This window comes from secondary endosymbiont of Ctenarytaina eucalypti, from assembly GCF_000287335.1.
Classification (GTDB): domain Bacteria; phylum Pseudomonadota; class Gammaproteobacteria; order Enterobacterales; family Enterobacteriaceae.
In genome coordinates, this window is record NC_018419.1 from 1,360,886 (window position 1) to 1,382,318 (window position 21,433).

The 21,433-nt window shown below is 41.9% G+C and carries 8 protein-coding genes and 4 tRNA genes; 6 read left to right on the forward strand and 6 right to left on the reverse strand.

Annotated features, from left to right (window positions below; translation table 11 throughout):
* Positions 1 to 221: 221 nt before the first annotated feature.
* Positions 222 to 306: transfer RNA gene (locus A359_RS03900), tRNA-Leu, on the reverse strand.
* A 2,275-nt stretch (positions 307 to 2,581) separates the two neighbouring features.
* Here A359_RS03900 and gshB point away from each other — a divergent pair.
* The 5 genes from gshB (at position 2,582) to uvrA (ending at position 14,385) form a co-directional block, all read left to right on the forward strand.
* Positions 2,582 to 3,535: a glutathione synthase gene (gene gshB / locus A359_RS03905; RefSeq protein WP_014888580.1), complete on the forward strand. Its 954-nt coding sequence runs from the start codon at positions 2,582 to 2,584 to the stop codon at positions 3,533 to 3,535.
* Positions 3,536 to 6,467: 2,932 nt separating this feature from the next.
* Positions 6,468 to 6,893, forward strand: a complete 426-nt coding sequence (gene ruvX, locus A359_RS03915; RefSeq protein WP_014888584.1) for a Holliday junction resolvase RuvX — start codon at positions 6,468 to 6,470, stop codon at positions 6,891 to 6,893.
* Between the two features lie 1,721 nt (positions 6,894 to 8,614).
* The gene (gene def, locus A359_RS03920) at positions 8,615 to 9,130 is read left to right on the forward strand and encodes a peptide deformylase (protein WP_014888585.1); all 516 of its coding nucleotides are present in this window, start codon (positions 8,615 to 8,617) and stop codon (positions 9,128 to 9,130) included.
* Between the two features lie 22 nt (positions 9,131 to 9,152).
* Complete coding sequence (gene fmt, locus A359_RS03925; RefSeq protein WP_014888586.1) at positions 9,153 to 10,103, forward strand: methionyl-tRNA formyltransferase; 951 nt, start codon at positions 9,153 to 9,155, stop codon at positions 10,101 to 10,103.
* Positions 10,104 to 11,550: 1,447 nt separating this feature from the next.
* Entirely contained in the window at positions 11,551 to 14,385 is a 2,835-nt protein-coding gene (gene uvrA / locus A359_RS03930) for an excinuclease ABC subunit UvrA (protein WP_014888588.1), read from the forward strand.
* Between the two features lie 675 nt (positions 14,386 to 15,060).
* On the opposite strand, the gene A359_RS03935 is transcribed toward uvrA, so the two are convergent.
* Positions 15,061 to 15,137, reverse strand: a tRNA-Pro gene (locus tag A359_RS03935).
* A gap of 1,679 nt (positions 15,138 to 16,816) precedes the next feature.
* The gene (ubiA, locus tag A359_RS03945) at positions 16,817 to 17,689 is read right to left on the reverse strand and encodes a 4-hydroxybenzoate octaprenyltransferase (protein ID WP_014888590.1); all 873 of its coding nucleotides are present in this window, start codon (positions 17,687 to 17,689) and stop codon (positions 16,817 to 16,819) included.
* Positions 17,690 to 19,068: 1,379 nt separating this feature from the next.
* Between ubiA and A359_RS03950 the strand changes: the two genes are divergently transcribed.
* Complete coding sequence (locus A359_RS03950) at positions 19,069 to 19,662, forward strand: thymidine kinase (protein WP_014888591.1); 594 nt, start codon at positions 19,069 to 19,071, stop codon at positions 19,660 to 19,662.
* A gap of 981 nt (positions 19,663 to 20,643) precedes the next feature.
* Here A359_RS03950 and A359_RS03955 read toward each other — a convergent pair.
* The 3 genes from A359_RS03955 to csrA form a co-directional block, all read right to left on the reverse strand.
* A tRNA-Arg gene (locus tag A359_RS03955) sits at positions 20,644 to 20,720 on the reverse strand.
* A gap of 8 nt (positions 20,721 to 20,728) precedes the next feature.
* Positions 20,729 to 20,821, reverse strand: a tRNA-Ser gene (locus tag A359_RS03960).
* A 258-nt stretch (positions 20,822 to 21,079) separates the two neighbouring features.
* A complete protein-coding gene (gene csrA / locus A359_RS03965) occupies positions 21,080 to 21,265 on the reverse strand; it encodes a carbon storage regulator CsrA (protein ID WP_014888592.1) in 186 nt (61 codons plus the stop codon).
* Positions 21,266 to 21,433 lie beyond the last annotated feature (168 nt).

Genomic DNA, 21,433 nt, shown 5'->3' on the forward strand with positions numbered 1-21,433 from the left:
ACTAGGGGTTCTTCGCATCTGGAGTAAAACGATCCGCAGAAAACAACATTGTGTACTCTGGCATATGCAACATAGTAGAATGAAAGCGGTAGGGAGCAGCGACTAAATGATTTCCCTAAGACCGCGACCGAAATAGACTCCTGCGCCTTATCACTCATTGCGGAGAAAGTAGTGAGCATTATCAAAAGTAACAGCTAATATACTCAGGTTCTCTTTCTTAATGGTGCCGAAGGCCGGATTCGAACCGGCACACCCGAAGGAGGTTGATTTTGAATCAACTGCGTCTACCAATTTCGCCACTTCGGCACTGAGGTGCTGATTAAAGCAAAACTGATTATATCACTCAAAGATTTTGATGCAATACTCATCTGCATCTCAGTTTTACAACTGCTACAAAGCTCTTTGAATGCATACCAGCGATTTTTGGCTCTTGCAGGTAGTGCTGAATTCATGCCCTTTAATGAGCCTAAAAGCTAACATTAGTTAGCAGCTATAGTATCGTGTTCAGTCTTAGATAACTTTATGCGACGCAGGAGGATTTATTCATCCCTTCTCACTAATGATGTTATTTCCGGCGCCCGTCATGAGTAAGATTGATATTTCGAAAAACACAGTCTTCTTAATTAGAAGGCGTACTACTTCATAGACGTTACTAAGACGATGAAAGACCCATTAACATTACTTATATGTTGAAGTAGTAGTATTTAGGGCTAGGCCTAGCCAGGAGAAGGCGTAAGATAAAATCGGAATGTCAAAAATAGGCTTACACATGACGCTGCTTTGCCTGTTTATTAAAAGCGCGAGAGCCATTCAGAAGTCGTCAGAACAGTCTAGAATTCTAATTCTATTCAGTTATTAAAGTCTAATTAGCTCCTCATCTATCGGAAGTATCGTCAGGGATACTTTACTGATCACCTAGAAGAGCGGTGATCTAGACGCTTGTTGTTGCTTACTCCGAATTTTGATAATATCCGCTTACTTTACCCTGGGCGTTGTCCTTAACGACACACGACGCTGATACTGGTAGACGTAATGAACATCATGGTATAGAGGTCTAGTTAATATTTCCGGAACTACTACGTCGCTAGATTATATGTCTTATCGTGCCTTTACTAAGACCTGATAAAAGAATTAATGTTGCTCCAACAAAAGACGTTTTTTCTTCTTATTAGATAAGAACACAAGATGCAATGCAATGTATGCCCTCTATGGCAGATAAAACGCTGAGAGTCACTACCTAATAAACCGACAATAAGGGATTTGAAACCCTACCTGCCCTGAAAGCATAAATAAATTAGCCAGATCTTGATCTATACACAGAGCACACTGCTCTTGGATGGCGTGATTGATCACTTTTTGACTCAGAGGCTATTATGACGATGCTGATGATTCATCGGGGATTTAGGCTGTCCTTCACTGTGCTAGAGGGCCGTTTTACTCGCTGTTTAAATTGATTCAGCTACTGCTATGGTGTCGTACCGTTCTTGGCTCTGAAAATGAGGAAAACAGCGCATATCGGCATTTACATCTCAATAGGCGCTTACATTACCCCTTTAATGCTTGATAGTTAATCCGGATGGCTTTTGGGAAAGAGAATACAGCGCGTTCGGCAGCCATTATACTGATACAGGTTATAGAGTAACGTGTAATCGTTATCTGGAGGTGGATAGCGCGAAAGATAAAATGATCTGTTGCTATGTGTCGTAAAGTAATAAAACAGATACAGAAGCTTTTCCGGATGGAAGACAGAGACCCCCATAAAACAATCCCAAAAAACATTATCTGACGGCGATGATGATACAGGAGACCGCTATTTATGCGCTGTTAATTAAATAAAATAAAACAGCTTCTGGGGTCACGTTAGTGCGGAAAACATTGTTCAGCTATATACAAGACAGCCACAGCACGCAGTTAACAGTTCAGCATCTGAGCTGCAGAAAGCCGCCCAGGAATAGTAAAGTAGGCATTCACCTAAGCCAACGACTGAGCCGACGCTCGATGTCTACTACAACTCCGCTTACCTTCATTGGATCGAGCTGCATGATGTTAATTACAGATATTAATATATTTATTAAATCTATAAGATCAAAATAATTTATTAAAAAAATCCTAGTATTTTTTATAAAATACTAGGATTTGTTATAGATTCTATCATTGCACTAGGCTAAATGGCCTGATGGGGGGTTCTTTCAAGCCAATAGTTAAATAAAAAATCCGCAACACTGGTAAAAATTGCTATCAGTACGAGTGTACAATGTGTCCGAAGCAGCCTACCCGACAGCTCCGCCTTCCTATGATCATAGAGGCAGAATGTGCGGCCTAATTTGTAGGCTTGACAGGTAAATGCCATCTCCGCTATGAATAGCTTATTGAATACGCTGACGTTGAATCGTGTCTTTTGCTTGTCCGTCCGGAAGGTGACCCCTTCGGCGGAGAAAGCTGAATATGCCGTTTATTCTACATTTACTGATACTGATGCATGCTATTGCAACCGTTGTTGCACAGTGAGTGCAACACACTGATCTCATCACCTGATTAAAAAATGCAGCATTACGGCCAGGTGGGGCAAAAGGAGCACACAATGATTAAGCTTGGCATCGTGATGGATCCCATTGCATCTATCTTGAAAAAAGACAGTAGCTTAGCGATGTTGCTAAAAGCGCAGCAACTAGGTTATGAGCTTCATTATATGGAGATGAGCTCTTTGTATCTTCTGGGTGGGGAAGCAAGGGCTAGTACACGTCTGTTGTCGGTACAGCAGGATCATGATTCATGGTACAGCTTTAATAGCGAACAAGATATCGCGCTAGGCGAACTAGACGTAATTCTAATGCGTAAAGACCCTCCCTTCGATACTGAATTCATTTATGCTACTTACATTCTGGAGCGCGCGGAAGTAGAGGGAGTGCTGGTTGTCAATAAACCGCAGAGTCTACGGGACTGTAACGAAAAATTGTTCACAGCCTGGTTTCCGCACCATACGCCGGATACTATCGTAAGCTGTCGTGACGAGCATATTCGTGCTTTTTGGGAAGAGCACGGCGATATTATTCTAAAACCACTGGACGGAATGGGTGGCGCATTGATTTTTCGAGTAAAGAAAAGCGATCCTAACCTAACAGTTATTGTTGAGATGCTAACCAGCTACGGACGTCACTTTTGCATGGCACAAAAGTATCTTCCGGCCATCAAAAATGGCGATAAAAGAGTGCTGATGGTAGATGGTGAACCGATTCCTTATTGTCTGGCTCGCATTCCAAAAATCGGTGAAACTCGCGGAAATCTGTCTTCCGGCGGCCGAGGTGAGGTCCGTCCGCTCAGCGAAAACGACTTTAAAATCGCTTGCGATATAGGTCCCGTCTTGAAGAAGAAAGGGTTAATATTTGTCGGTCTGGATATCATTGGTGATTGTTTAACTGAGATTAATGTTACTAGTCCCACTTGTATACAGGAAATCGAAGCAGCTTTCCCTCTTTCCATCACTGGGATGCTTATGGATGCCATTGAAAAACGCCTAGCAGCGCGAAAACGCTGATGTATCTAGAACCTCTCTCTGAGCTGTATGTTGACAATCTTCTGTATGGTGTCTTAAGAAGTGTGCGATAGCCTGCTAATACATTGCGTAGATGTTTTTAACAACAAAATGACAGGGTGGAAAAGTCTATATGCAAGGTCTTGATGGAGTAAGAGATTACCGATGACTCCGCTGCGATAATAAAAAATTGATTGCATTATCTGATGTCTTATAATAGGAAGTGAGTGAATGAGCATGACCATAAAAATAAAATAAGAGACACTGGGTATATTAACATGCATAAGGCCTTGTTCGCTAAAATAGCTACTCTTCTTTTATGCAATGTGCACGGTGTTCTATATTCCTCACAACACATAAGCCCATTCAGTGTGCAGTACTCATTTCCCTGACGCCCTGCCTAGCAGGGCGTCATCGTCATGCAGGTTTAGATGATTATGCTGAAGAGTATTGAATAGGCAAGGGGCTGTGTCAGTCAGTAAACAAATATGAGTTCTGATTCTCTTTTTGTTAAGCATAATGATTGCTGCCTGGGCGCTGATTTCCTATGGTACATATTACGCGCATTGTATGCAGATAATCAATATTCTGCACTTTATGGCGATAGGATCAGGGGGTGTTGAAGTCTCTTTAAGACAGAAACATCACAGTAAGTCGTATCATATTTTTTGTTGAATAAAACAGAATTATGCTGTGACGTGAAAAGTGTTACCAGGCTATACCGGTCCTATCAATACATTATTGTTTCATGAGATATCACTGCATAAGTGTATGTTTCAGGACCTAGAAAGGTCACTAACCCTACAGCATGCAATCCGGTCACTTCATCAAGACAACTCTCAGTATCATTAAGTAATCAGTCCTAGATTTTTTAATGAAGCAATTGCTTACAGATAGCAGAGCTCGTGCATGCGCAGCAGTGCTTCGTTATAAATTGGTACAGATGATTATAGTTGTTGTACTATGGTCACTAAGTGGTGGCGTACACGCTACGCTAGATTTTCAACATTATGCTTCTAGAGAGACCGCGCAAGCTACTTCATCTGAAACTTTACGATTGGGGTTCTGTAAGTTGACGGCATAAACCATTACACCGCATCGTGGGGTGTTTATGCCGACGATCCGGCTCGCTTGCTGAACTATCTTAGCAATAGAGGTATATAAGCTTAAACATCTCCTGCCAAAAATATTCTGTAACGTCCACAACGCAATGCCAAATGGTGATTGCATATCATCAGCAGCGTGCTTATGAAACAATCTGAGTAAACTAGTAGCCACGATGCCGTCGAAAAGCAACGCTTTTCTATCTATTTAGACATAAGACATCGCTGTCTGTATTCATCTAGAGCATCAGAATACTGTACTTTGTGAGTCCTTTTTTGTAAGGATACTGCTAAAATTATTGTGAATTTTTTCTTATAATTACTATATATTGAAAGACGTGTGGTGAGCTGAGTGACTCCTTACCTAACTTTTATTTTTTCAAAAAGCCCTAAAAAAACGTTAAGACGCGGTAAAATGACCTATAGAGTGATTGATAAGTGCCTGTCTTAAGGTTTTTTAGTGAAAGTGCATGAAAAACAGTATGGCAGCATGCTATCGAGAAACGCGGGACAGCCTGCTAGCTTTTATTAATGGCGGATAGCATGACAGATAAAATGAGCATATCTCTCTATTGACGCATCGCAGTGCAGTATTAGAGAATATAATAAATTGTTTGTATTTAAGCAAGAGCGCCTATCAAAAGATTCCGTCTCCGTTGTTTGACGACATGTACGATAACGGGAAGCATAATGATGTGCTCTGTTGCGGAAGACAAAAAGAATAATTTCCCGGAAGATCCAGGATGAACAGCATTGCTACTTTGACACCATTGATGTCGCTACATAGTTAAAAATTGATATCAGAGCGGATTTCATGATATTTAGGAACAGAAAGACCCTTTCTCCTACACTTACTCATACGACCCCTGTTCTTGTGAACATTCTTTTTTAATCAGCGGCGTTTCCGTGGCCATGATACACGACCAGGTGAGGTGATAGCAATATGTAAAGTACTATACTATATTATGATTTTAGAAATTCAACATACTTTCGTTTATACCTCGTGCAAATACCCCCATAAAAAGTGCTAAGATATTTTTAAGTATTCCATCATGTCCCATAGATTCAATAATAAAAGCACATGAAACCATGAATTTTTTGGTGTCGAGATAGAAATGAGAATATACCATATTTTTCAATAGATCCTAATGTCGTAGCAATCTAATTGTATTTGAGGCCATTGACAGATAATTGTTATATCCATAAAATCAAATGATATATATTTTAAAGTTATGTATCTTACTTACTGAAAGCATTTATTTACGAAACGATTTCCTTAGTGCTATCCCCTGACTTCAGCATCCTTTATTCATATGTTGAGGTCTTAGATTTAAAATTATTCAGGAAAAGTCTAATGAATATTATGAATATTATGATGAAAAAGCCAGTGCAACTATCGTACATTCTTGTAATGTGGTGCAAACGACTGAGATTATCCCTTCTGACTTCAAATCGGATATCAGGTGCTTGTACAAGAGCTCTATTGCCAATCGACTTCTCGGATTTTTCTGGCGCCTTTGATCCGGCGCTCCTTAGTGCGAGTCTTCTTGATCGAATGTTAATGTCTCGCTGAAAATGATGCTAAGCATATTTGATCTTGAGGAGACCCTTCTCTCCGTTGCTCAACTAGACGATGTGCTAAGCAGCACCGGGGGACTCCCAGGTCGGAGCAGAAACAGCTGGAGCAGAATCTGTTTGAAAACGCGCTGCGCAAATTCTTTTTTGTTAGCGAAGTTCTGTTCTCTAAGTTCATTTCCGCCTAGAGCGTACATAGTAATTAGGATCCTATTCATACATATCCCTAATACTTTCAAGCATGTTGGTCATGCCTAATGACTACCGCCGGCATCATAATGTCCTTCGATTTTGGCACTCAGCGCATCGGTCTAGCTATTGGTCAATACGTAACCTGTAGTGCCCGACCACTAGAGGTACTAAACGCTCGTGACGGTATGCCTCACTGGCCGAAGATTGAAACACTGCTCAATGAGTGGCGTCCGGATAGGGTGGTAGTAGGGTTGCCGCTGAGTATAGATGGTAGCGAACAGCCAATAACTTCTCGGGCCCGCACATTTGCTAACCGGCTGCAGAGCCGTTTTAAGGTACATGTAGTGCTACACGATGAACGCCTTAGCACCGTAGAAGCTCGTTCTGTGCTCTTTGCCCGAGGGGGATACCGTGCGCTTGAGAAAAGCAAAGTGGATGCGTGGGCGGCTGTTATCATTTTAGAAAGCTGGCTTGAACAATTTCCTCAATAATATTATCGAGTCATGGCTATGGTAAGAACATTGCTCTATGCTTTCGTTCCATGGCAACCGACTACCTCAGATATCATACCGGACAAAGGGTTACATTGACTTCGCTGTTATCGTTTCGGTGGACATGATGGCGTTAGCTAGAATAAACCTCTATCATAACTAAACCCGAAAACAGCAACAGCACAGATGATCATCTTATTCATAGAAGCAATGACTTTTGTCTAATAGAGTGAGCTATGCTGCTTCAGGACGACTTCGTTAGCATAGATACCTGAGCAGATTATATCACCGGCCTGATAGGATTGATTTCTCTTAGAATAGAGCTATATTATCAACCGTTGCTCGTTATCATACGTTCTTGTTAGAGTAATACCAGAAGACATTACTAAATGTGCCCTTCCATAGCGCGCAGATTAAAATCCGCTGCTCAAATTCCTATCTCACGCACATTCTCAAGGGAGAATAGATGCTAGTCTGGCAGAGTTATTTCTAGTATGATCTCAAAATAGGTGCCGACCGTTCCTGATGTAGGCATAACGTCGGATGTAGAGCCCTTCCCAGCTCGGAGGCGTCAGAGACCAATCGAAATACTCTTTTAGAAAATACGGGCCTGGTGCTATTAGCCTGGAGCTGAAGTAGTCTTAAATTGCTATTTAGAGTTTGTTCTGCGCATCGCGATAAAACTGTTTGGCAGCAGCTTCTAATCAGAAAATAACTGTTAGCCAGAGCCGAAGTATCAGTAATTTCTGCCGTGTAATAAATCGGCACAGAACATTTTAGCTATGTCCTGTCGACTACTAGAAGGAGCTAACGTCCGCACGCTATTTTTTTTGACACCACGACGTAGGATTGCCTATCCTTCGTTACCAAAAACGTGCAGTGTAATGCTCGCAAGGTTACAATAGATCAAGATATAGGCGTTAATGTTTTTATATTGATGTGAGGTGTACTTGCCCCTCATGAAAATAGAATACCCGGAGGCATATTAGCATCAGCGTTATTAGTTAAAGCTCATATCAATGCTGCTGCGATCATATCTTTAATAAAAGAATAAAAGCGCGATGATTTCATCATCCGCATAGCTGTGATATCTTAATCTCATTAGTTTATTGTAATTTTCCAGACCTGCTAAGAGAAACGCGTTTTATATATACCGTAACACAGTCATAGCTGAAACATTAATGTATAGATCTGAAGTTGTAAGGCTCTTCTTTTAAGTGGTAGGGTGAGTGATTTTAAAGTAAAGCTTTTCGCTAGTAGCGATTTTTACAATGCATTTTTTGATCTGCTCTCATGATTACCTAACATTGCTTGTTGTTTAACAACAATTGTAATATGACTTGACCCTTGGACCATGTGTTTCGCTCACCGTTACTACTATAGGCGACCATGTGTCTTTCAATGGTGTTTTTCTCTTTTTCTGCCTATGCCAGATTACTAGCTTTAGACTCTTACCCATGCAAGGCTGTCAATCAGATCTGGACAGCTTTAGAAGGGATGTAACTATAGTGTTTATGCGCACATCAGTTCAGTTGAGTAAAATACTTTCATGATGAAGGTTAATGAAACTGATGGAGATACGCGGCATAAAATAATGCAGTTAGAGTGCATAAGAAAACACTGCACTAGAGATAATAGCGATTATCTACTATAACTGCTTAGTGGAATAGTATAATACCTCATGACTCAAGAAATCTTCTCAGGTGTCAATTTAAACTACTATGTCATTATTACAGGTATTACGTTATCCAGACGAACGGCTACGCAAAGTTGCTGCATTTGTCCCCAATGTGAATGATACCGTCCGTAGCATCGTGGACAATATGTTTGGGGCTATGTATGCGAAGGATGGGATCGGCCTAGCTGCCACCCAGGTTGATATCCACCAGAGAATCATAGTTATAGATCTCTCTGAAAATCGTGATCGGCGCTTGGTGCTGATCAATCCCGAACTACTAGAGAAAAGCGGCGAAACAGGCATTGAGGAAGGTTGTTTATCGATTCCCGCTTACCGCAGCTTCGTGCCTCGTGCGAAAAAGATCAAAGTGCGTGCGTTAGATCGTAACGGTAACAACTTCGAGCTAGAGGCGGAAGATCTTCTCGCAATCTGTATCCAGCATGAAATGGATCATCTGATGGGCAGGCTGTTTGTTGATTATCTCTCACCGCTAAAACGTCAGCGTATTCGTGAAAAAATAAAAAAACTAGCGCGTATGATCGCGTGGGCGGAAAAGTAATCCAAACGTCATAGGAAGTATCATGTCCGATTCTTTACGCATTATCTTTTCTGGTACGCCAGAATTCGCCGCACGTCATTTGAAAGCGCTGATCCACTCAAAACATCAAGTGGTTGGTGTTTTTACCCAGCCAGATCGCCCTGCTGGACGCGGAAATCGCTTAACGGCTAGCGCGGTAAAGCAATTAGCGGAGCGGTATAGACTATCAGTCTTTCAACCTACATTACTGCGAAAATACGAGGTGCGGCAGTTTATAGCGTCCTTAAAAGCGGATATAATGGTGGTTGTAGCCTATGGCTTGATCCTGCCCCCAGTCATGCTGAATTTGCCGCGCCTTGGCTGTATTAACGTACATGGCTCTCTACTACCGCGATGGCGAGGCGCTGCACCTATTCAGAGAGCATTATTGGCCGGCGACGATCAAACGGGCGTAACGATCATGCAGATGGATGCTGGCCTTGATACCGGAGCTATACTACATAAGACTGTTTTTCCTATTCAACCCAATGACACTAGCGCCTCTCTGTATAACAAATGCGGGGGAGTGGGACCAGCTGCCTTATTAAGCACACTAGAGAAGCTAGCCGAGAGTAGGGTTGTAGCGGAGCTACAAGACAATGCACTCGCAACCTATGCAGATAAAATAACGAAGAAAGAAGCCCGGCTTGACTGGCGCCTTTCTGCAGCGCAGCTTGAGCGCTATATCCGCGCCTTTAATCCCTGGCCTATCAGCTATTTTCCGCTGTCGGGACAGCCAATAAAAGTTTGGGCCGCTAGTGTTGACGATCGACAAACAGCTGCATGCATCCCAGGAACGATTGTAGCTGCTGACAAGGCTGGAATTCACATTGCCACGGGTGAGGGCGTTTTAACGCTCACAAAATTGCAGCTGGCGGGTAAAAAAGTGATACCAGTACAAGATTTACTCAACGCACGACGCACATGGTTTGTTCCCGGAACTCTCCTAGAGTAAATCGTTAATGTCACTGTGAATAATTTGTAATAGTGATTCAGACGTGTTAAATAATAATATGCCTCGATTGTAATAAGAAATGACGGCGATCAAGGTTCTTTGATAAACAATACATAGTTCTGGATTCGGGGGGTATGACTGAGGTATTGAGCATTATTAGGCTAAACACTATTCTAGTCTATTCAATACTTACTCTACAGCCATGTGCCTATGGCGCTAGGGCCTAATGCACAAGCAATGATTTATTGTATGGCACATGAAGCACAGTTTTATTTTAGAGCGGCTTTGTTAAAAAAATAGTTTATATTTTCAGTTCAGTGAATAGATGCATCCTTTCACTGTAACAGTATGAAAGTAGAATTTATCAGAACACAGCACCTCTAAAAAACATTAATGACTAAACATCATAGCAGAAAAGCATGATTATTTATCATTTACCACATGCATTAGTTTAATATCTTTATTTTAAAAATAGTTGTTATAATAAAGTTACGGTACAAGTGTCACTCACTGGCTGACGTAGGAAAATAACTTTAATTAGCTGTAGATGGAACTTTCTTTAGCTCTCAGCGTAGTTGATTGATCTTCATGAGCCAGAATCGTACTTTGTTGCCACGAAGCTTTATCAGTACATTCTAATCATTGCAGATTAATTATTTTCTCATAAGATTTAAGTATATGTTCAAGAGCGTAATAGTTTTATCTAAACCAAAGAGCATCAATTATTTCTAACTCTACCAGAGTCTCTATGCAGTAGAAATAATAACCGATAACAAGAATGAGGTTCTCATTATAGCCTCTAAACTATAAGGGCTATATTTTGATGCTCAATAAATCTGAGGAATCAAGCTATTTTTTTGATTATAACTTACCGGTAAGCAAGGTGATTGTGATAGGGATCATCCTTAATGAGACTAAGCTATTAGGAGCATTCCACGGCCTCTGAGGCGCGCTATAATAGCCCTTATAGTGCCGGCACTACGTATTATAAATGTTCTTTTTGCAGAAAACTTTTTACAGGCTTGACTAAAAGGCTCAATACTGCTTTTGTCTTCAACATCATCATGATACATGAATTTATCTAGAATAGTTTTTAGTCTTACTAGCTAAGAGCGGTTTTTTTCTATTTGGAAAACGATAATTATAGATTTTTTGTTTTAGAAAACGAAACCAATTAACGAGCGCATTGTAAGGTGAACTAGTTGGTGATTTAAAATAATTGCAGTGCCATAGAGAGGAGTTTTTGAAATAAAAATACTAATCTTAAGCAATGTTTACTGACGTTTCAATGCATGCAAAATTTTCTAAATGATTCGCTTTCCTAGCGTTTGAATTAACACTCAATATTGCTTGATTTTTTATGAACGAATTGACTTCTTTCCCCCGTTATCATATTTTTTAATCTTTCAAGTCATTTCCTAATTCATCCAGTATTGGGATTAGTTGAATGGATAAAATTGAAGTTCGTGGTGCCCGCACCCATAACCTGAAAAACATTAGTCTGGTGATTCCCCGCAATAAATTGATAGTAATTACCGGCTTGTCAGGTTCCGGTAAATCATCTCTCGCGTTCGATACACTTTATGCTGAAGGCCAACGGCGGTATGTTGAATCGCTTTCTACTTATGCTCGTCAGTTTCTTTCGGTGATGGATAAGCCAGATGTTGAGGAGATCGTAGGTCTGTCGCCCTCTATTTCGATCGAACAAAAATCTACGTCACATAATCCGCGCTCGACGGTTGGAACGATAACCGAAATCTACGATTACCTGCGTCTTTTATACGCCCGAGTTGGTGAACCACGCTGCCCAGATCATCATGTGCCGCTAGCGACACAGACTGTGAGCCAGATGGTGGATAAAGTACTCGAGCAACCGGGAAAGAAACGCCTGATGCTGCTGGCGCCTATCATGAAAGAGCGAAAAGGAGAGTACAGAAAAACGTTAGAATATTTTGCATCGCAGGGCTATATCCGAGTGCGCATCGATCACAAGGTCTATGATTTAGCGGATCCTCCGAAACTCGAGTTGCAAAAAAAACATACCATCGAAGTCGTGGTTGATCGTTTCAAGGTGAAAGAGGAGCTTGCACAGCGTCTAGCAGAATCCTTTGAAACCGCGCTCGGTCTCTCGGGCGGTATTGCAGTGGTTGCGGATATGGATGACAAGAACACAGAAGAACTGCTATTTTCTGCAAACTGTTCCTGCCCGATCTGCGGCTATAGTATGCCCAAGCTGGAGCCCAGGCTGTTCTCCTTCAACAACCCAGCAGGCGCCTGCCCCGCCTGCGACGGGCTCGGTGTGCAGCAGTACTTTGATCGCGACAGAGTATTAAAAAATCAAGACATATCTCTTGCCGGAGGTGCGATTTTCGGATGGGATCGGCTTAGCGGTTCCTCCTTCCAGATGCTGAGTGCGTTAGCTGCATACTATAATTTTGATGTCGATGCCCCATTTCATACTCTCAGCCCAATGATTCAGAAAAAAATTTTTTTCGGATCCGGAAAAGAAAATATTGAATTTAAATATACTAATAATTATGGGGATACATCGGTTCGACACCAACCATTTGAAGGGGTGCTGCCGAATATGCAGCGCCGCTATAGGGAAACCAAGTCTGCTGCAGCACGGGAAGAGCTGGCTAAATATATGAGCAACCACCCCTGCACCACCTGCGACAGTACTCGTCTGCGGCGGGAGTCCCGCCACGTCTTCGTGGAGCACACGACCTTGCCGGAAATTTCAGAGATGAGCATCGGTCATGCATTGAGGTTTTTTAAAGGCATGCAACTAAGCGGTCAGCGAGCCAAGATTGCTGTAGTAGTCCTGAAAGAGATTCGCGATCGCCTGCAGTTTCTTGTGAATGTTGGCTTAAGCTACCTTTCTCTCTCACGTTCGGCAGCAACTCTTTCCGGCGGTGAGGGCCAACGCATCCGTTTGGCAAGTCAGATTGGCTCTGGTATGGTGGGCATAATGTATGTTCTGGATGAACCGTCCATCGGATTGCATCAGCGGGATAACGCACGGCTGTTGAAAACCTTAGAGCATCTTCGAGATCTCGGGAATACGGTTATAGTGGTAGAGCACGACGAAGAGGCTATCCGGATTGCTGATCATATCATAGATATCGGTCCAGGAGCTGGCATACATGGCGGAGAGATTGTAGCCGAAGGTACTGTCGAGGAAATCATGGCTCATCCAGCATCTCTGACAGGACAGTTCCTTAGCAGGGCTCGGGTAATTCCCGTTCCGAAGGCGCGCATACCGCCTGATCTCACCCGAGTATTGACGCTAATCGGCGCGCACGGTAACAATCTTAAGAATGTGACGATGACCCTGCCAGTGGGCCTCTTTACTTGTATCACTGGTGTGTCTGGCTCCGGTAAATCCACGCTTATTAACGATACATTATTTCCGGTAGCGCAGCATAAGCTGAGCGGGGCTATCACTACCAAAGTCGCGTTTTATCGAGATGTGCAAGGGCTGGAATATTTCGATAAAGTCATTGATATCGATCAGACTCCTCTCGGCCAGACACCGCGCTCTAATCCCGCGACCTATACGGGTGTGTTTAAGACGGTGCGTGAGCTATTCGCCGGCGTGCCGGAAGCTCGATCCCGTGGATACATGCCAGGTCGTTTCAGCTTTAATGTGCGCGGCGGGCGCTGTGAAGCATGCCAAGGAGATGGCATGATCAAGGTGGAAATGCATTTCCTCCCAGATATTTATGTGTCCTGCGATCACTGTAACAGTCAGCGTTATAACCGTGAAACCCTGGAAATTAAATATAAGGGGAAGAATATTCATCAGGTGCTGGAGATGACCATTGAGAAAGCGCAGGTGTTTTTCGAAGCAGTGCCTTCTTTAACGTGCAAGCTACAAACTCTGATAGATGTTGGGCTATTTTATGTTCGATTAGGGCAACCGGCTACCACGCTCTCTGGTGGAGAGGCACAGAGGGTCAAGCTGGCTCGTGAGCTATCTAAGCGTGGCACTGGTAAAACGCTGTATATCCTCGACGAGCCAACAACTGGTTTGCATTTCGCCGATATTCAACAATTACTGGGGGTACTGCATCGACTAAGGAATCAGGGGAACACCGTAGTGGTGATTGAGCATAACCTGGACATGATAAAAGCATCCGACTGGATCGTTGATCTGGGCCCGGAAGGCGGTAACGGGGGTGGTAAAATTTTAGTGACCGGAACACCTGAAACGGTGGCAGCCTGTAAAGCATCACATACTGCGCGCTATTTACGGCCTATTTTAGAACGTTCTAAGTAAAAAATTCAGCTAGTGGCGCTAGTGAATCTTTTATTCAGCGGCGTTTGATTATTATCACTAATACATCCGTTGGACAACCAACTACATGCGGTTAGTTGAGCACACCGAGTGCTTACTGTAACGTAAAATTATAAAGTGAGCACTCATGAGTACATAGCATGTGATAATAAAACTGCATGATGGCTATATCAATCTGAGGAATAAATTATATTTATTTAGTAAAGGTAATGGCAATCATCAATGTGATTAATAGGATAGACTATAATTAAGGTATACAGTATATATTGCCTATACAATATATGTATATAGTAAAATACGATCATTTAGTCTCAGAGGTCTTAAGGATTATAGCATAGGAAAGTGTTTTAGCGCCGTTTCTATCACAAAACTAAATAAAGGAGATATGCGCCCTATGAAAGTCAGCAGGGTTAGTTTTTATCAAAATATACATTTGGTAATATTATTCATCTTCAGCGCGCTATTTTTCCCACGGTCTACCAGGAGGTATGTAGTTCAAAAAATTAGTTATATTATTCGATGAATAGAATGTAATATCCATATTTAATAGTTATTTTTATAAGCATGTGACAAGTGATCTAGTAATAACATTAATATAAAAATAACTTGTTGACTTCTAGTGGTAGATGTATAGGACGTAGCGTCACAGATGAACATTGGTCGGCGAGAGAGGATTTGAACCTCCGACCTATACGTCCCGAACGTATTGCGCTACCAGGCTGCGCCACTCACCGTAATATGGTGCATACTACTTCGCCTCGCTATATGCGTCAATCTCTTTCCTGTCATTTCAAATAGCTGTTTATGTGTTTTTTTGAGCTACGCTTCATCATGAAACTGACCGTTACCCGAGATAGTTTCTAAAAACAGATATTTTTTCAGACGCGTTAGTTGCATCTTTGCACTTCCATTATTACCCGTGATGTTAATAAGAGCGAGCGCACTATCTTTTAGGTCTTCAGTAGAATGGAAAGATATACATCGATGATTGCGTAGAAAATGTTAATTAACATACGACGTTTTCTTTTATAAATGCAGGCTTTATGAATTAAAAGGGAGATTATGCTTTGTTAAATAAGGACTGGAGCTCGTAGGGATTGAATCAATAGCAGAGATCTTGTGACAAAATTTAGACCGCGTATGGCATGCCTAACAGTATAATTCGGAGGTGTACAGTACGTTGACTACGGTGATTTCAGGACTTACCGGTGCATAAGAGTTTCCTATACTCAAATAGCTAGAGTCAGGATCATTTGAACCGGAACATGTCCCTGTTAGCTACCGAGCCCCATGATCACGAACTTTTTTCAGGCAGCTCACGGCTGTTTAGAGAGCAATTTTCAACTTCTTGGCTCTTTAAATTTCTGACAAATATTATCCACTCCGATGCTTTAAGCGGGGTAGGGGCATCATTTTCTCTTGACAGCGATCCAGAGAGTGCTGCATGAAACATTATTGATATAGAGAAGATACGGCCTATATAGAAGTGGTGTAAATGCATTAGTTCTGTGATGTGACATATAACCTTAATGCTGATGAGGCGTACAACTTTTCAGGCTCCAGAGAAAAAGAATTCAGGTGTGGTCTTCGAATTTGTATGCTATTACCGGAAGTACTGTTTTTCAAAATTTTTAAAGAAAAAAACTTTTAGAGAATTAATGATTCATGTTATTAAACGCATTTCAAAAAGTCTGATAGTAATAAAAAATTACAATCACCTATTTTTTACTAACAAATACGCCTGCAAGAAGTACGAGCTGCTAGCATTATGCATCAATGAGTTAGCTATTGTGCTGCATAGCTAGAGACAACCGCTCTTGAATAGGAGCGCAGACCCAATGTTCTTCTGGAGTTAGCTCATCAGAAGCCTACTAATGATGACATCGATGCTTAGCCTTTTTCTGAGGGCTTAAAAAGATACGTTCACGAGCATTTTATATTCATCCAGGCGGTGAGAAAATGTCCAGACGATTTTTTTAATTTAATAAGGAGGAAGATAATAATTATCAGGATAACAACGTTAACCTTCAGGGGGGGTAACTCATTGACTCTTTTAGCTCTCTATCTTTAGAGTGTGTGCTGAAGGAGGATAGGTAGTGAAAAAGAAGACTATCGAAAAAATATTTTTTATGTTATTTGCAATAAGCTGTATCTATTTGTCTCATAGAGGTACCGCTGCTGCAGACGATCAAATGAATTTCATAAACCACCAAACCTACTTGAAGATCAGGAAGTGTCAGATTACGGTGATAAGGATGCACGTTCCTATAATCTGGTTTATTTGAGAAAAACAGTTAAGTGCTTATTCCGCATCCCTATATCTAGGATGCCGGGTGAAGACTATCCCCCCACTCTAAAGAGTGGTAATCAAAATACCGTTATTTGAAAATTACATACGATTATCTAAAGAAGCTTACTGCGGCAATAAACTGAGAAAAATTCCAATAAAAATTAGCATTCCAACGAAATTATTGTTTAGAAATGCCCGATAATAGGACGGTCGTTCGCGTTTAGCCATAATCTGTTTCTGCCAGAGAAATAATGCTGTAGAGCCCACTAGTGCTAAATAGTAAAACCCGTTAAGTCCAACCCTCCAGCCAATCATTATCAGAAAAAACAGCGTTATGAATTGCAGTAACCCGATGATCAGTATATCGAAGCGACCAAAAAAAATCGCTGTAGATTTGACGCCGATACGCAAATCATCTTCCCGATCCACCATTGCGTATTGGGTATCGTAAGCTATCGTCCAGGTGACATTGGCAAGAAATAGAAGCCAGCAGTTTAAATTTAAGTCCTGACTGACCTCAGAAAATGCCATCGGAATGGACCAGCTGAATGCCCCGCCTAGCACTAGCTGAGGCACATGCGTATAGCGCTTCATGAACGGATAAACTAATACCAATACTAATGCTATTGTTGACAGTCTAATGGTCATACTACTCAACATCAACACTAGTGTGAAGGCAATTCCTATCAGCGCGCCGAACAGTAGCAAAGCTTCTTTTTCGCCGATGAGCCCGCTGGGAAATGGACGGCTGCAGGTGCGTGTAACACCGCCGTCTATTTTACGGTCCACATAATCGTTCATCACGCAGCCCGCGGAGCGCATACACAATACACCGAGAATAAATACCGCCAGCGTTCCTAGACTGGGAATGCCCATACCCGCTATCCACAGAGCCCAAAGCGTTGGCCAGAGCAGTAGTAGCGAACCGATAGGCTGATCAGTGCGCATCAATCTGCACCACGCCTGGTATTTTTCTTGTATTGAACGCCGCTTCAAAGACATGCTCCTGTTATAATTTTTACACCGCCCTCGCGATGCTATAAAGTGACAGTAAGGTTCAGACCCTCTTCCAGAGGGGGGCTTTGTTTGTCCTGAAGAGAAAGGTGTGCACGCTTTCCCCTCTCGGGATTAATTTGAATAACATTCATGTCCTTCGGCTGTAGATAAATAGAGCTATTCCTTGAGAGGGATATTCTTGAGGTTCGGCGCTTTCTACGGCCGTTCCCCGGGTTGCGTTAGGATGAGAAATTAGGTATGTGCCGCGGCTAATCCAGGGGGGGGAAGAGTAATGCTGACAAAGTATTACTGCGCACTGACATAATTTTCCCCAAAATTCGGAAGCACGATGACATCGTCTGCAAATTTTGATTGTAGTGGGCGATGCCATTGTTCTGCGCTTTATCGGAGCAAAAAAACTTTTTTATAGTTTTATGCAAGACTCGAGATCAATCCATGTTGAGTCAACCAGGCCGCCCTGATTAAATTGGGCTACGATAGTCTCTTTTTTAGCAAGAGAATGCTGAGTAAAGTAACCGGTACGGGTCTGATGCGATATTACAGTCTTACGCATGCGCTCATGATTAAAGGGTTTGTTGTTGATAAAAGCAATTGCTACTTATATATCATATAGATTGCAACAGGCATACAGATCAGGCAACGATTATATCGTTAAAAAGCCTGATTAAAAATACCAGAGTGTTTTCGAGTTAGCTGATCGTGGGGATAATGTGATACGATACGTATACTGGACGATATTGATTTTTAACAGCACAATCCTGATAATCACGTTGTGATCCTCATCATATGCATGCCTATTGCGTCTGATAGCGATGCAGGATTCAAGGACCACCTAGCAGGGCCTTTAACCAGAAGATAGAATTGCAGTCAGTAAGAGCCGAGATTCATGACCTGGTGTTTTTTAATTATGACAACTCTCTTTTAGAGATTAATGTTCAATTATCTTCTTATGCACATAGCATGTAACTAGGCAATATTGTTCGCCCCACGGTAAGTCATAGATTGCTTGGCGTTTATAAATTAGAGCACTTCTACAGCAACGTGTATGGTAGGCGGCGTTAGCCACTGATGTGCTGATAGTCAAATGAGTTTTTTGATCTAATTCAGCTGAACCGATCTATGACTGTATTTGTTCATATTGTCATATGAGACATTGCACCATATGATGTTCTCGTTAACACCTTTCTGACACACCTTCTGTATTCAGTTTCACTGATAACCTCAAGTCTGGGATTATCTGTTGTGTATCTCCGATAAGTATGGGAATTGCAGGCTCTAAAACACTTTTATCTCTGCACCTAATATAGTATAATTATAAATTATGCATTTCTGTATCATTTAGGCAATCTCCCGCACTAATGGCGCAACTCTATTTTTATTATTCTGCAATGAATGCAGGTAAGTCTACAGCACTACTGCAGTCATCCTATAATTATCAAGAGCTCAACATGTGCACTCTAGTGTTCACAGCAGACATTGACGACCGATACGCCCGTGGGCAGGTGAGTTCGCGTATTGGACTGTCTTCCCCTGCCGAATCATTCAATGTCAAAACTGATTTTTTTTTAGCTGTGGCCACCGCCCATCGCCAACAGGCCGTTCATTGCGTACTAGTAGATGAGTGTCACTTTTTAAGTCGTGAGCAGGTTGCCGGGCTATGTGAGGTAGTAGATAAGTTGACTATCCCGGTGCTATGCTATGGCTTGCGAACAGATTTTCGCGCGGAGCCATTTATCGGTAGTTTATGGCTATTAGCCTGGGCGGATAAGCTGGTGGAACTGAAAACCGTATGCCATTGCGGGCGAAAAGCTAACCGCGTGCTACGAACTGACGGGAAGGGTTCGGTGATGCGTGAGGGCGAACAGGTACTAATTGGTGGTAATAATTGCTATATATCGGTATGCAGAAAACACTTTACTGAGGCGCTTATGCGAGGGGTGCTCGGGGGGTGACTTATCTGAAGTTGTCGATAGCATGATGCTTAGACTATTAACACCGCGCTAAGAAATCGCGTGATAACGCCGTCTATCCTTCTACTGTGAAGATCCCACGCGATTGATATATCCCACACTAAATAGACAAAGCGCACAATGTACGATCAGCCTGCTCGTTCTGGGGAAACAATCATGTTACGTAGCAGTGAAGCTGTTTAGTGTCGAGATGTATTAGCAATAAAAAACCTTAAGGAAGGATTTAAAGGCCGTTGTGCCTGTTGGTAATAACAGTCACTGGCCGTAAGGAAAATATAGATACCTGTCTCTTAAGCAGTAATTGGTTAATCTCTCATCTTTGAGTTTGCTGCAATACGCCGGAATGAGGTAATTGATCCTCCCAAAAACCGCCTGATACGGAGTAGATTAAACTGTCTCTCCGCAGTAGCGATCCAGTAGGAGAGCATGATTTAGAAGAAGCCAAGATTGAGCTTACAAGAATCATGATGCAAAATATGAAGTGCTTAACGTTATAAGATTTCTTAAGCAGATGCTTGATATGACAACATATATCGCGCTGAGCGTAGAGATACATCACTTTTTCAGAAATATTTAAAAAACGCAGACTAGCTGTACATAGCACGACCAGTAAAATTATCTATAGCCGCTTTATCGCATAACAAGATCACTGTTCAATCGGTTTTGATTGATAGGGCTAATAATACAAATTATTAGGATAATGCCTGTTTGAGCGTGAGCTTTTTAACGGCAATAAGACTCTTCGAATAAAGTAAGTATGTTATTTTCTACTGCTGATTCTTTAAAAAAATGTTTAATGCTAGTAAAAAATACCATAAATACGCTTAAGATCGCAGAAAAGTTTATAGCACTTAACGGTACAATAGTTAAAACTATCGATAACAGTATCAACATCTCTCAAGATTTGTTTTCCCCGGAGGAGGCAGCGTAACACAGTGTGCTCATTTCACAACAGTAAAAGAATGGTGCATCCGGGAGGATTCGAACCTCCGACCGCTCGGTTCGTAGCCGAGTACTCTATCCAACTGAGCTACGGATGCATTTTAAATGGCGGCGAGGGAGGGATTCGAACCCTCGATACAGGTTTTAACTATATACTCCCTTAGCAGGGGAGCGCCTTCAGCCTCTCGGCCACCTCACCTACACGCGATTGTTGAATTTCATAAGGTACTGCAAGCAGTGTATATTACCTTTTGGGATTGATAAGTCAAACTGTTTTTCCCCTTGCACGGATAGTGGCACAATTTTTTTTGAATTTAAATAGATTAGAGGCTAAAGATTGATCAAAAACCGTTTGATCGAAAACATTTGAACAATGAGAAAAAAGATAGAATCTTAGAACAAAACTGATAACAAGGCTCCTGGGGCTGCGCCTCGCACCGGGTAAGGCGCTAAAAAATTAGTACGGAGTCTGTTGTAACTTTTCAGTCTGGATACGCTGGTATATTTCTTCACGATGCACAGAAACGGCTTTAGGGGCATTAACACCGATGCGAACTTGGTTGCCTTTGACACCTAAAACAGTAACTGTAACCTCATCACCAATCATGAGGCTCTCACCAACTCGACGAGTCAGAATAAGCATGCTTTGCTCCTTGAACGATTAAAAGAGTCGGGCGTCTCATTGTCCCGCTATTATCTATCATATACTATGAAAGTGTAAGTAGTGTACATGCATGAATAGCTCATCCTCAGTCTATTCATGAGATAATATCAAGATATTTCGATATGGCTAACTGATCCGTATCTAACT

Bases quoted from the DNA above. Each gene is read 5' to 3' on its own strand.
- gshB (WP_014888580.1), top strand. From the start codon at position 2,582: ATGATTAAGCTTGGCATCGTGATGGATCCCATTGCATCTATCTTGAAA.
- ruvX (WP_014888584.1), top strand. From the start codon at position 6,468: ATGACTACCGCCGGCATCATAATGTCCTTCGATTTTGGCACTCAGCGC.
- def (WP_014888585.1), top strand. From the start codon at position 8,615: ATGTCATTATTACAGGTATTACGTTATCCAGACGAACGGCTACGCAAA.
- fmt (WP_014888586.1), top strand. From the start codon at position 9,153: ATGTCCGATTCTTTACGCATTATCTTTTCTGGTACGCCAGAATTCGCC.
- uvrA (WP_014888588.1), top strand. From the start codon at position 11,551: ATGGATAAAATTGAAGTTCGTGGTGCCCGCACCCATAACCTGAAAAAC.
- A359_RS03950 (WP_014888591.1), top strand. From the start codon at position 19,069: ATGGCGCAACTCTATTTTTATTATTCTGCAATGAATGCAGGTAAGTCT.
- csrA (WP_014888592.1), bottom strand. From the start codon at position 21,265: ATGCTTATTCTGACTCGTCGAGTTGGTGAGAGCCTCATGATTGGTGAT.